General features: G+C 72.2%; 12 protein-coding genes. 6 read left to right on the top strand and 6 right to left on the bottom strand.

What is annotated here, in order from left to right:
* Positions 1 to 3 precede the first annotated feature (3 nt).
* The 5 genes from ACXNSR_RS09950 to ACXNSR_RS09930 form a co-directional block, all read right to left on the bottom strand.
* Positions 4 to 795 carry an SURF1 family cytochrome oxidase biogenesis protein gene (locus ACXNSR_RS09950; protein WP_458641733.1) on the bottom strand — a complete coding sequence of 264 codons (792 nt, stop codon included), beginning with the start codon at positions 793 to 795 and terminating at the stop codon, positions 4 to 6.
* A gap of 106 nt (positions 796 to 901) precedes the next feature.
* Positions 902 to 1135, bottom strand: a complete 234-nt coding sequence (locus tag ACXNSR_RS09945; RefSeq protein WP_030009585.1) for a hypothetical protein — start codon at positions 1133 to 1135, stop codon at positions 902 to 904.
* A 96-nt stretch (positions 1136 to 1231) separates the two neighbouring features.
* Complete coding sequence (locus ACXNSR_RS09940; RefSeq protein ID WP_458641732.1) at positions 1232 to 2209, bottom strand: DEDDh family exonuclease; 978 nt, start codon at positions 2207 to 2209, stop codon at positions 1232 to 1234.
* Positions 2210 to 2262: 53 nt separating this feature from the next.
* Positions 2263 to 2679: a hypothetical protein gene (locus ACXNSR_RS09935; protein ID WP_458641731.1), complete on the bottom strand. Its 417-nt coding sequence runs from the start codon at positions 2677 to 2679 to the stop codon at positions 2263 to 2265.
* Positions 2680 to 2684: 5 nt separating this feature from the next.
* Positions 2685 to 3341, bottom strand: coding sequence for a TetR/AcrR family transcriptional regulator (locus ACXNSR_RS09930; protein ID WP_458641730.1), 657 nt, complete (start codon positions 3339 to 3341; stop codon positions 2685 to 2687).
* Between the two features lie 124 nt (positions 3342 to 3465).
* Here ACXNSR_RS09930 and ACXNSR_RS09925 point away from each other — a divergent pair, with 124 nt between their 5' ends.
* The 4 genes from ACXNSR_RS09925 to ACXNSR_RS09910 are packed head-to-tail and all read left to right on the top strand — an operon-like array spanning position 3466 to position 7713.
* Positions 3466 to 4263: an acetoacetate decarboxylase family protein gene (locus tag ACXNSR_RS09925; protein WP_458641729.1), complete on the top strand. Its 798-nt coding sequence runs from the start codon at positions 3466 to 3468 to the stop codon at positions 4261 to 4263.
* Between the two features lies 1 nt (position 4264).
* Positions 4265 to 5149, top strand: a complete 885-nt coding sequence (locus ACXNSR_RS09920) for an SDR family NAD(P)-dependent oxidoreductase (RefSeq protein WP_458641728.1) — start codon at positions 4265 to 4267, stop codon at positions 5147 to 5149.
* A gap of 51 nt (positions 5150 to 5200) precedes the next feature.
* A complete protein-coding gene (locus ACXNSR_RS09915; protein WP_458643252.1) occupies positions 5201 to 6496 on the top strand; it encodes an amidohydrolase family protein in 1296 nt (431 codons plus the stop codon).
* Positions 6493 to 7713 (top strand): amidohydrolase family protein, encoded by a 1221-nt coding sequence (locus ACXNSR_RS09910; protein WP_458641727.1) that lies wholly within the window; start codon positions 6493 to 6495, stop codon positions 7711 to 7713. Before ACXNSR_RS09915 ends, ACXNSR_RS09910 begins: the two co-directional genes overlap by 4 nt.
* Before the next feature lie 22 nt (positions 7714 to 7735).
* Here the strand turns inward: ACXNSR_RS09910 and ACXNSR_RS09905 are convergent, their stop codons facing one another.
* Positions 7736 to 10804, bottom strand: a complete 3069-nt coding sequence (locus ACXNSR_RS09905; protein ID WP_458641726.1) for an NACHT domain-containing protein — start codon at positions 10802 to 10804, stop codon at positions 7736 to 7738.
* A gap of 115 nt (positions 10805 to 10919) precedes the next feature.
* Here ACXNSR_RS09905 and ACXNSR_RS09900 point away from each other — a divergent pair, with 115 nt between their 5' ends.
* Together ACXNSR_RS09900 and ACXNSR_RS09895 are read left to right on the top strand one after the other, a co-directional pair.
* Positions 10920 to 11843: a sterol desaturase family protein gene (locus tag ACXNSR_RS09900; protein ID WP_458641725.1), complete on the top strand. Its 924-nt coding sequence runs from the start codon at positions 10920 to 10922 to the stop codon at positions 11841 to 11843.
* The gene (locus ACXNSR_RS09895; protein WP_458641724.1) at positions 11840 to 12526 is read left to right on the top strand and encodes a lysoplasmalogenase; all 687 of its coding nucleotides are present in this window, start codon (positions 11840 to 11842) and stop codon (positions 12524 to 12526) included. Before ACXNSR_RS09900 ends, ACXNSR_RS09895 begins: the two co-directional genes overlap by 4 nt.
* The last annotated feature ends 39 nt before the right edge of the window (positions 12527 to 12565 follow it).

Raw genomic sequence — 12565 nt, 5'->3', positions numbered from 1 at the left:
ACGCTACGCCGTCGCCGGCTCCTGCCGGGAGGCCTCGGCCCGGGCGGCCTCCTCCTCGCGCTCGCGCTTCTCCCGCCGTACGAGGACCACCCAGCCCACCGGAACCGCGCCGGCGAACAGCCACCACTGGATGGCGTACGCCATGTGGGGGCCGATCGAGTCGTGGTCGGGGTCGGCGATGGTCTCCGGGCCACCGTCCGCCGGGGCCGGAGCGGTGAGCTCCAGGTACCCGCCGAGGACCGTCCGGCCCAGGTACTGCGCCTGCTGCTCGCTGTTGATCAGCATCACCTGGCGGTCCGGTAGGCCCTTGCGGTCCTTGATGCCGCTGCCGCCGCTGGTCTCGTCGGCCTTCAGCCGGCCGGTGACCGTGACCTCGCCCGTGGGCGCGGCCGGCACCGGCGGGTAGGCGCGCGGGTCGTCGCCGCCCGGCACCCAGCCCCGGTTGACCAGGACCACCCGGCCGTCGGAGAGGACCAGCGGGGTCAGGACGTGGAAGCCGACCTTGTCGTCGCGGTCGGTGCGCATCCGGACGATGACCTCGTGCGCGGAGTCGTACGTGCCGGTCGCGGTGACCGCGCGCCAGTAGTCGGCGCGGGGGACCCGGTGTCCCGGGGAGGTGAGCTCGGTCATGGGGGCGGGCTTCGCCCGCAGGTTCGCCTCGATCAGCTGGTTCTGCGCGACCCGGTGCTCATGGCGGTGGTACTGCCAGAACCCCAGCTTGATCATCGCGGGGATGAGGGCGAGGGCCATCAGGGTGAGGAACACCCACTGCCGGGTCAGCACAAAGCGGTACACGCCCACGACGGTACCCGCAGCGCGAAGGACCCCGGCGGCCGGGTGGCCGTCCGGGGTCATGGCGTACGGAAGGGGGTGTCGGGACGGGGCCGCGGGGCCGGGGGAGTCAGACGCGGTCGACGATGCCCACCTTCCCCTCCGCCCGGGCGCAGTGCGCCCCGCAGAACCACTGGCCCGCGACCTCGACGCCCTGGCCGATGATCGAGACCCGGCAGTGCTCGCAGACGGGCGCCATGCGGTGGATGGCGCAGGAGAAGCAGTCGAAGACGTGCACCGCACCTTGTGCATGAACCTCGAAGGACATGCCGTAATCGTTTCCGCAGACCTCACAACGTGCCATGGGCCGAATGCTGCGCACGCGGAAGGACCGGAACAAGATCCAGCGGGGTGAGTCGCCGCGCCTGCACCCGGCCGGCGCAACGGCCGGCCGTCCGGTTCAGGACTCGGCCGGGGCCACGTCCCGCAGCAGCTGGGTGAAGGCCGCCTCGTCGACGACGGGCGTGCCGAAGCTCTTCGCCTTGACCGTCTTGGAGGTCGCCGAATCGGGGTCGTTGGTCACCAGCAGGCTGGTGAGCCGCGACACACTCGTGGCGATGTGCAGGCCCGCCTCGACCGCCCGGTCCTCCAACAGCTCCCGCTCCACCGAGGTGTCACCGGAGAAGGCGATCCGCATGCCCTGCTTCAGCGGCTTGCCGTCCTCGAAGCGCCCCGGATTGGGGTGCGGGCACGGCGGCCGCTTGCGCGACGGCCGCCAGCTGCTGCCCCGGTACGAGGCCTGGTACCCGACCCGCGGGGTGGCGGCGGAATCCGACCACTCCGTCAGCGGCCGGCATTCCAGCAGCGGCAGCCGTACGCCGCCCTGCGCTGCCGCGTGCAGCGAGGGACGGAACGCCTCCGCGAGCACCCGGGCGTCGTCGAGCGCGTGGTGTGCGCGCTGCTGGACCACGCCGAAGTGCGCGGCGAGCGACTCCAGCTTGTGGTTGGGCAGCGGCAGGTTCAGTTCCTTCGACAGGGCGATGGTGCACAGCCGCTGACGGACCGGTGCGGTCGCGGCGGCCCGCGCGTACTCCCGGGCGATCATCTGCCAGTCGAAGATGGCGTTGTGCGCGACCAGTACCCGGTCCGCGAGCCGGTCGGCGAACTCCTCGGCGATGTCCTCGAAGAGCGGGGCGTCGGCGAGCATCGCGCTCGTCAGCCCGTGGATCCACACCGGTCCCGGGTCCCGCCGCGGATTGACCAGCGTGTACCAGTGGTCCTCCACGTTGCCCTGGGCGTCCAGCCGGTAGACGGCGGCGGAGACTATCCGGTCGTCGCGAGCGAGCCCGGTGGTCTCCACGTCGACGACCGCGTACCCCTGTGGGTACGCGGTCGGCCACATCGTGTCTGCGGTCGTACGGTCGTCGAGCATGGTCACAGAGGATATCGGCCCCGACTGACACCCGTGGCCGCCCCGGCGCTTCCCGGCCGTCAGCCCAGGGCGGCGACCAGGTCGCCCGCCGCGAGCTGTTCGAGGCCGCAGCCGTCAACCGGCCCCGGCAGCAGCCGGTATACGGAGCCGCTCGCGCCGGCGGGCGCGACCTCGCCGTCCACCAGTGCGAGGAACACCGGCCGGTCCGGAGCGGCGGTGCCCGCGAGGGCGTCGACCTCCCCGGAGGCCGGCACGGCATCCGGATCGCGCGGACCGACGAGCCGGGCGGCGAAGGCCGCGGTGTCCTCGCCGGAGCCCCGGCGGTGGGTCCACAGCTCGTCGGGGTCGCTCGGCCGGGGCGTCCGGCGCCGCACGGCCAGCCGCCGCGCCAGTACCCCGGCGACCCGTGGCGGCAGCGTGTCGGCCGCGTACAGCCGCAGCAGATGGTCCAGGCGGCGGACGAGCTCACCGGGCAACCGGTTTACCGCGGCGGGGCCGCGCCGCCCGCGCCGCCCGCCGCGTCCGGTGCGAGCAGGGCGTGCACCAGGGCCCGTACGGACAGCAGGAACAGCCGGTCCGGGTCCGCCGGGCGGGCCAGGGCGCGGGCGAGGGCCGGGTCGTGGGGGGCCGCGGCCGGGTCCCAGAGCTCGCTCTCGGCCGGGGACTGCGCGGGGGAGCGTTCGCGGTTGCGCTCGACGAGCAGGTAGCCGACGACCTGGAACTGCACCGCCCGGACCGCGTCGGCCGCCCGGGCGCCGCGCAGCCCGGCGGCGTGCACCTCGTGGACGAGTGCCTGCTGGGCGGGCAGGAACATCCGCTCGGTGAGCCCGCGCTCGTGGACCATCGCGATCAGGTGCGGACGGCTCCGCAGCTCGCGGCGCAGGATCCGGGCCACCGCCAGGATCCGGTCGGCGGGGGTGCGGCCGGTGGGCCGGATCGCGCCCACCTCCTCCACGGTCCGCTGGACGAGGGCGTCGATCAGCGATTCACGGTTGCCGACGTGCCAGTAGATGGAGGTCACGGCGGTGCCCAGCTCGGCGGCGAGCCCCCGCATGGTGAGCGCGGCCGGACCGTGCTGCATGACGAGGGACGCGGCGGCGTCCAGGACCTCGTCGCGGGTGAGCGTGGTTCTGGCCACGGCGTCCACCACCAATCTGTCGGATCGTCAATTCTGGTGAATGCAGGGGTCTTTACCCTTCATCGGCATCGGTGTAACTGTGTTACAGAACCGACTCCCCCCGAGCCGAGGGATGGTGCGAGACATGGCACGCGTACGGTACGGAGCGCGGACCGAGGCCGAGATCGCGGCGTCGCGCGAGAAGAGTTCCAAGCTCCCCGACATCTGGTCCACGGGCGTCGTGGCCGTCTGGGAGAGCGACCCCGACGTGGTCGCGGCGGTCCTGCCGCCGCCGCTCAAACCGGCCGACCGGCCCCTGGTGCGGGCCAACATCAGCAAGGTCGACCTGCCCGGCTACCCGCTCGGCGCCGGCTCGGTGGCCGTCGCCGCCCAGCACGGCGGGGTCGAGGGCTGGTACCCCCTGGTCATGCCGATGACCCTGGAGCGCGCCCTGACCGGCGGCCGCGAGGTCTTCGGCGAGCCGAAGAAGCTCGGCGAGGTCACCGTGGAGCGCGACGGACTCGTCGTACGGGCCGCCCTCGCCCGGCACGGGATCGCCTTCGTCGAGGTGCGCGGGGCGGTGGACCGCGCGCTGCCACTGCCCGAGCCCACGCAGAAGACCGACTTCTACTTCAAGTTCCTGCCCGCCGTGGACGGTTCGGGCTTCGACGTGGACCCGGTGCTCGTCCACTGCACGCGCAACGAGAAGGTCCGCAAGCTGGAGCACATCACCGGGGACGTCGTCCTGCGCGAATCGATGTTCGATCCGGTCGCCGACCTTCCCGTCCGCCGGATCGTGGAGATCACCATCGGCGAGAAGACCACCGACCAGAAGGGCCGCGTCGTCGAGCGGGTCAGCGCCCAGGCCCTGCTCCCGTACATCCACCAGCGCTACGACGACCCCATGCAGATCCTCGACGGCCCTCCGGAAGGGAGCCTGTGAGATGCGGCTCGAACCGGGACAGGTGGCCGTCGTCACCGGCGCGGCCGGCGGCATCGGCCTCGCCATGGCCCGCCGCTTCGCCGCCGAGGGACTGAAGGTGGTCCTCGCCGACGTCGAGGAGGCCGCCCTGCGCAAGGCCGCCGACGAACTCGTCGCGGACGGGGCCCGGGTGCTCGCCAGGGTGACCGACGTCAGCGACCGGGACTCCGTGACCGCGCTGGCCGACGCCGCCTACGAGACCTTCGGCGCCGTGCACGTGCTCTGCAACAACGCGGGCGTCGGCTCCGGCGCCGAGGGCCGGATGTGGGAGCACGAGCCCAACGACTGGAAATGGGCCTTCTCCGTCAACGTGTGGGGGGTCTTCCACGGCATCCAGGCCTTCGTCCCCCGCATGATCGCCGCCGGCGGCCCCGGCCACGTCGTCAACACCTCTTCGGGCGACGGCGGCATCGCCCCGCTGCCCACCGCGTCCGTGTATGCCGTCACCAAGGCGGCCGTGGTCACCATGACCGAATCCCTCTACGCCCACCTCAAGGCGGAGGGCGCCCCCGTCGGGGCCTCCGTCCTCTTCCCCGGACCGCACATGCTGCGCACCGGACTGTGGGAGTCGCACCGCAACCGGCCCGAGCGGTACGCGAAGGAGCGCCCGCGCAAGGCCCCGTACCGCAGCCTCGACCAGTACGAGGCGGCGATGCGCCAGGCCGGTCACGAGGTGCGGTTCACGCCGGTCGAAGAGGTCGCCGAGCACGTCGTCGACGGCATCCGCGCCGACCGCTTCTGGATGCTCCCGGCCGGCGAGCACAGCGACCGGCAGATCCGCGCCCGGTCGCAGTCGATGCTCGACCGGACCAACCCCGGCTACCTGGAAAGCTTCATCCTCGACTGAGGGGCGTCTGTGGTGAGTACGAACGACGACCGGACCGGAAACGGGACCGGAATCGGTACCGGAGACCGGACCGAAGACCCGTACCTGATCATCTCCTCCGACTGCCACGCCGGCCTGCCCACCGAGCGGTACCGGCCCTACCTGGACTCCCGCTTCCACCCCCAGTTCGACGAGTTCCTCGGCGAACGCGACGCCCGCCGGGCGGAGGCCACCCGCCTCGGCGTCCGCAACGAGGCCTTCGCCGAGAAGTGGTTCCACGACCACGAGGAAGGCCTCAAGGGTGGCTGGGACACCGGGCAGCGGCTGAAGGAGCTCGACGGCGACGGCGTGGCCGCCGAGGTCGTCTTCCCCGACGCGGACGCCGTCGACAGCCAGACCGCCGCCCCCTTCGGCGTCGGCCTCGGCCTCTCCGGCGACCAGGACCCCGAGCTCGGCATGGCGGGCGCGCAGGCGCACAACCGCTGGCTCGCGGAGTTCGTCGGGCAGAACCCGGAGCGGCACTGCGGAGTCGCCCTGCTCCCCATCACGGGCGAGCCGAAGAAGGTCGTCGCCGAGATCCACCGGGCCAAGGAGTCCGGACTGGGCGCGCTGATGATCCCCGCGATGTGGGTGGACAAGGCGCCCTACCACGACCGCCGCTACGACCCCGTCTGGGCGGCGGCCGCCGAGACACGGATGCCGATCGTCACCCACTCCGGGTCCTCGCCGCGCCACGAGTACGGCGACCACCTGGGCATCTTCGTCTCCGAGGTCACCTGGTGGCCGGCCCGCCCGCTGTGGTTCCTGCTCTGGTCGGGGGTCTTCGAACGCCACCCCGGCCTGAAGTTCGGCGTCGCCGAGGCGGGCTGCTGGTGGCTGCCCAACCAGCTGTGGTTCATGGACCGGCTCTACCTCGGCGCGCACGGCGGCAAGAAGCTCTCGCCGTTCGAGGAGCTGAAGCGGCCGCCCAGCGAGTACCTGGACCGCCAGGTGTTCATCTGCGCGACGAACACCAAACGGCGGGAGCTCGCGCAGCGGTACGAGATCGGCGTGGACAACATCCTGTGGGGCTCGGACTTCCCGCACCCCGAGGGCACCTGGCCGAACACCCGCACCTGGCTGAAGAACACCTTCCACGACATCCCGGTCGCCGAGACCCGCCGGATGCTCGGTCTCGCGGCGGCCGAGGTCTTCGGCTTCGACACCGCGAAACTGGCCCCGATCGCCCGCCGGATCGGCCCCACCCCGGCGGAACTGGGCCAGTCCCCGGACCAGGCGGCGGTGGAGGCCTCCTGGGCCCGCTCCCGCGAGGTGGGCCGCCACTGGCTCACCGACCACGACTTCCCCGTACTGGGGGTGTCGTCATGACGGAGGACCGCTACACGGTGATCTCGGCGGACTGCCACGCCGGCGCCGACCTGCTGGACTACAAGCCGTACCTGGCCAAGCGCCACCACGAGGACTTCGACGCCTGGGCCGCCACCTACGTCAACCCGTACGAGGACCTCCTCGCCGACACCGCCGACCGCAACTGGAACTCGGCGCGCCGCCTCGCCGAACTCGAAGCGGACGGCATCGTCGCGGAAGTCCTCTTCCCGAACACCATCCCGCCGTTCTTCCCCAAGGCCTCCCTGATGGCCCAGCCCCCGACGGCCGCCGAGTACGAGCTGCGCTGGGCGGGGCTGCAGGCCCACAACCGCTGGCTGGCGGACTTCTGCGCGGACGCGCCGGGGCGCCGGGCGGGGGTCGCGCAGATCCTGCTGAACGACGTGGACGCGGCGGTCGGCGAGATCCGCCGGGTGCGGGCGGCCGGCCTGACGGGCGGCATCCTGCTCCCCGGCGTGCCGCCCGGATCCACCGTCCCCGAGCTGTACTCGGCGGTGTACGACCCCATCTGGGCGGTGTGCGACGAGCTGGACGTCCCGGTCAATCACCACGGCGGCTCGGCCTCACCCCCGCTCGGAGACGAACCGGCGGCCCGGGCCGTCTTCATGGTGGAGACGACCTGGTTCTCGCACCGCGCCCTGTGGCACCTCGTCTTCGGCGGGGCCTTCCGCCGCCACCCGGGCCTCAAGCTGGTCCTGACGGAGCAGGGCTCCGGGTGGATCCCCGGCGTGCTGGAGATGCTGGACTACTACCACGGCCGCCTGGTCGCGGCGTCGGCCACGGCCGAGTCCAAGTTCGGGGCGGGCCTCGCGGAGTCGATGGGCCGGGGCCCGAGCGAGGTCTGGCGGGACAACTGCTTCGTGGGAGCGAGCTTCATGCGCCCCCACGAGGTCCCGCTGCGGGAGCGGATCGGCCTCGACAAGATCATGTGGGGCAGCGACTACCCCCACGACGAGGGGACCACCCCCTTCTCCCGCGAAGGCCTCCGCATCGCCTACGCGGGCCTGCCGCGCGAGGAGGTCGCCGCGATGGTCGGCGGCAACGCGGCCCGCGTGTACGGCTTCGACCTCGCCCTGCTGGACGCGCTCGCCGCCAAGCACGGCCCCCTGGTCTCGGAGATCGCGCAGCCGCTGACGGAGACCCCGCCGGGAGCCACCAGCCCGGCCTTCGCCCGAGGCGCCTCGGTCCGCGTCTGGTGACACCGGCTCCCGCCGGGGCGGCTCAGAAGGTCCGGATTCTGAGCCGCCCCGGCGGGATGTTCTCGGCACCGGTGACGGCCGCGCCGCCGAACACGGTGATTACGACGTGGTCCAGGTCGGCCAGCGGGGTGAGATCGTGACTTCCGTCGCGCTGGTTCAGCAGGAGGGACCTGAGTTCGGGCAGGGATCGCAGCGGTGCGAGATCACCGACGGAGCACTGGTTCAACGACAGGGCGGTCAACCGCTCGTGTCGGAGCAGTCGGGTGAGGTCCGGTGCTGAGTCGGCGAGGGACAGGCTCGTGAGTGTGGGCACACACGTCTTGGTGAGCTCGTCGAACTGCTCGTCGCCGGTGATCATCAGGTTCTTCAGACCGGGAAGGCGGTCCAGGCCTTCCAGTGACAGGCCGCCCGCTGCCCTGAGCAGACAGAGTCCCTGTAGCCCTTCGGGGAGCGGCAGGTCGCCGACCCGGTCAGCGGGGGGCCGGTAGCCCAGGTTGAGTGTTACGAGAGAGAGTCCGCGCACCGGTTCCAGCGGGAGGCCATTTGGAAGCCCGTTCAGGCTTAGTTCGCGCAGTGGCAGCCCTGCCAGCGGCGCGAGGTCTCGTACGTTCGGGCACATTGAGAGGCCCAGGAACGTCAGGCGGTCCAGAGGCTCCAGCAGGGACAGATCTGCCAGCTCATCGTTCCGGTATACGAAGAGGTGATCAAGGTCGGGGCGTTGTGCGACCAGGGTTGCCAGGCCGGGAGCCCAATGCAGGTTGATCCGCTTCAGATGGGTAAGCCGCCCGACCTGGGCCGCTTGCTCTTCAGTGCTTACCAATAGGTTCGCTCCTGGCATGGCGGCAGTCGACAGCACCTCCTCTGCATACTCCTCGGTGGGGAAGTGGGCCCATGCGTCCGATAGCGCGAAGGCCACGTTCAGTCGGGTGTCCTGGCGGAAGCGGGCGACGACCTTCAGCGCGCGAGGTCCGCCGATCCACCCCGCCGTGCGGACGACTGCCTCCGCTTCGTTCTCGTCGAGATCGCCGTCCAGGGGCAGGAGTTCTAGGACGAGTTCGCCGACCTTCGCCAGTTCCTCCGCCTGCTGGCGGGACCGGGGCGGTAGCAGTTGCGCCGTGCGCTCCTGCACGTCGGCGCGTACAGCCGGGTCCAGTTCAGGGGCGTGTTCCAGGCAGGCCGCCGCCAGGAGGACGAGGCGGTTGCGGGCGCCCTTGACCTTGTCGGCCCGGCGGAGCAGGCCGCGCAGGAGGCGGGCGCGCTCGTCGGGGCGCGCGTGGCCCACCGCCATGCGGACCACGTCGTCCCAGGAGTCGTCCTGCGCGTTCTTCACCAGGACCCCGAAGTCCCGTGACTCCACCGCCGCCTTGGCGCCCAGGTAGTCCTGGAAGGTGCGGTGGACGAAGACCACCGACCCCGGGGTCGGCTCCAGGAGCAGCCCGCTGCGGATCAGCAGGTGGGCGAAGACCTGCTCGGCCCCGCCCTGCTTCCGCACCTGCGGCATCGACTCCAGCCACTCGCCCACCATCTCGACGGCCTCGTCCCGGGCCGCCTCCAACTGCCCGTTGCGGATCAGCCAGTACGCGAGCCGCTGGAGCAGCGCGATCTGCTCCTCGCGGGTGAGGTGGACCCCCTCGACCCCGCTGATCTCCCGTTCCGTGTCCCGCCGGACCAGCAGCATGTCCAGCGCCGCATCGTACAGCTCCTTCCGCGCCCGGGGGAGCTGCATGCGCCGGTCCTGGTTCAGGGCACAGAGCAGGGCGCACATCAGCGGATTGGTCGCCAGCCGGGCCAGGTCCCGCCGGGAGGAGACCGCTTCCAGCAGCGAAGCCTCGTACGCGTCCACCTCCTGCCCCTGGGCCCGCGCGGCCGCGTGCCAGTGCTCCACGAAGGCCCGGATGTCCCGCTGCTCCATCGGCAGCATCGAGTGCGCGGCGAACCCGAGGCCCGCGAGCCAGTCCTCCGGGACGGCAGAGGGGCGGGTCGTCACCACGTAACGGGCCTTCGGGAAGGCGGCGACGAGCGAGCGCAGCCAGGTCGACGTACGGGCGCGCAGCCGTTGCGGGACCTCGTCCACGCCGTCGACCAGGACCAGCGCCCGGCCGCTCAGCATGAGGTCCTCCACCCAGCCCGGCGGGGCGGACAGCGGTACGCCGCACGCGCGCAGGAAGTCCTCCGGCAGGGGCAGCGGCAGGTCGCCGGACGCGCTGAAGGAGCGCAGCCGCAGCACGAACGGGACGCACGTGCTCCACGGGCCCTCGCTCCGCCGGGCCGCGTTGAGGGCCAGCCACTGGACCAGGGTGGACTTTCCCGAGCCCGCCGGGCCGCGCAGCAGGACCCGGTCGGCGGAGGCGAGGGCCTGCTCGGCCCGGACCTGGGTCCGGTGGAGCTCCGGCTCGCCGGGCAGCAGCGGCGCGTCGCCGCTCACCGACAGGCTGATGTAGGCCACGTCCAGCGGCCATTCCTGGCGGGAGTGGCTCAGCGTCAGGCCGAAGAGCTGCAGGCGGCCGTGGGTGCGGGCGACGTACTCTGCGTACCGCTCCTCGAAGGCGTACGCCGTCCCGTCCCCCGTGGCGCCCAGCCGGTCCAGGGAACGGGCCAGCTCGCCCGTCCGCCGGACCAGTTCCACGTCCGCCCGCGCCCCGAAGCCCGGCAGGGTCGTCACGTACTCCACCGCGTGCGCGCAGCACAGCCGGACCAGCCGTCCGTACAGGGCCCCGGCCGCCGGGCTCAGACCCGCCGGCGGTCCGGGGAGGGCCGCGGCCAGGGCCGCCGGGTCGAGGTCCGCCGCGAAGAGGGACCGGGCGTCGAGGGGGCCCAGCGCCGCGAAGGCGTCGCCGGCCGCGTCCAGCGCCGCCAGGCGCTCGTGCTCCGGCAGCGCCGCGCACTCCGGGCCGAGGCGCGCGGCCAGGGCTTCGGCCAGGCGCCGCATCTCGCCGTCGCCGAGTTCCGCCGGGGGCCTGCGCCAGCGCTGCACCGGCCGGGCCGGGTCGGCGGCCAGGCCCGCCCCCGGGGTCCGGGCCAGGAGGGACTTCACCAGTGCCCCCGCCGCAGTCCCCGCCACCCGTAAGAGAACCGTCTCGAAGCCCGTCATACCCCGCCCTCCCCTTGGCCCGTACATCATCTCGTGAACCGCCGGTAACACCGATGGATACCGATCGGTAACAACCCCTAGCGGCACCCCCGAGAGCGCCTCTATGGTGCGGGACATGCCGAACCTGCCCGATGTCGTGCTGTGGTCCATACCTGCCTTCGTGCTGCTCACCGTCATCGAGGTGGTGAGCTACCGGCTCCATCCCGACGAGGACGCCGCCGGCTACGACACCAAGGACGCCGCCACGAGCATCACCATGGGGCTCGGCAGCATCGGTTTCGACCTGCTCTGGAAGATCCCGGTCGTCGCCGTCTTCACCGCGGTCTACGAACTGACCCCGCTGCGCGTGCCGTTCCTGTGGTGGACCGCCCTGCTGATGCTGCTCGCCCAGGACTTCCTCTACTACTGGCAGCACCGTCTCCACCACGTCATCCGCATCCTGTGGGCCTGCCACGTGGTCCACCACAGCAGCCGGCGGTTCAACCTCACCACCGCCCTGCGCCAGCCCTGGACCAGCGCGACCACCTGGTGGTTCTACCTGCCGATGGTGGCCCTCGGCGTGCACCCGGCGGCGATCCCCTTCTGCTACGGGATCAATCTGCTCTACCAGTTCTGGGTCCACACCGAGCGCATCGGGAAGCTGCCGCGGCCCTACGAGTACGTCTTCAACACCCCCTCCCACCACCGGGTCCACCACGCCTCGCAGGGCGGCTACCTGGACCGCAACTTCGGCGGCATCCTGATCGTCTGGGACCGGATGTTCGGCTCCTGGGTGGGGGAGACGGACAAGCCCGTCTACGGGCTCACCAAGAACATCGCCACCCACAACCCGCTGCGCGTGGCCACCCACGAGTACGCGGCCATCGCCCGGGACGTGCGCGCCGCCGGGAGCTGGCGCGCCCGGGCCGGACACGTCTTCCGCGGCCCCGGCTGGCAGCCCGCGCCCGTACCCGCAGCCGCAGCCGCGGCCGCACCCGCTCCGGCCACCGGCGCCGCAGCCGACCCCGCCGCCCCGGCCGTGCAGGAGACCACCGCGTGAGCACCGCAGAGTCCACCGGCCGCCCCGGCCCCTCCTGGGCCGCCGACCGGGCGGTGCCCGGCCGGGACCGCCTCGGCCGCATCGCCCTCGTCGCCTTCGCCGTGGCCGCCGCCGTCGACCTCGGCTCGCTGCTGGCCGGCTGGCACCTCGGGCACGTCATCGCCAAACCGCTGCTGATGCCGCTGCTCGTGACCCACATGGCCACCCGCGGCGCGCCCCGGCTGCTGCTCGCCGCCCTGCTGTTCGGCTGGGGCGGCGACCTGGCCCTGCTCTTCGACGCCGAGCCCGCCTTCCTCGTGGGCATGGGCTCCTTCGCCGTCGGCCACGTCTGCTACCTCGTCCTCTTCGGCAAGCGGCCCGCGAACCCGCTGCTCGGGGGTGCGTACGCGCTCGCGCTCCTCGGCACCGTCGCCCTGCTGTGGTCCGATCTGCCGCCCGACCTGCGGATCCCCGTGGCCGGCTACAGCCTGCTGCTCACCGCGATGGCGCTGCGTTCCAGCGCCCTGGGCCTGCGGGCCGGGATCGGCGGCGGGCTGTTCCTGCTCTCCGACACCCTCATCGCCACCGGCGTCGCCGAATGGCCCCAGCTGCCACGCCCGGACTTCTGGATCATGGCCACGTACCTGGCCGCCCAGTACCTGCTGGCCACTGGCGCGACCTCCCGGGAAGCAGGCGTACGGTAGGACGGTTCCACAGTCGTACAAGACTGAACGATTTCGAAC

The organism is Streptomyces sp. NC-S4, from assembly GCF_054353315.1.
The sequence above is the reverse complement of the archived record's forward strand: the minus strand, read 5'-3'. Positions and strand labels throughout refer to the sequence as shown.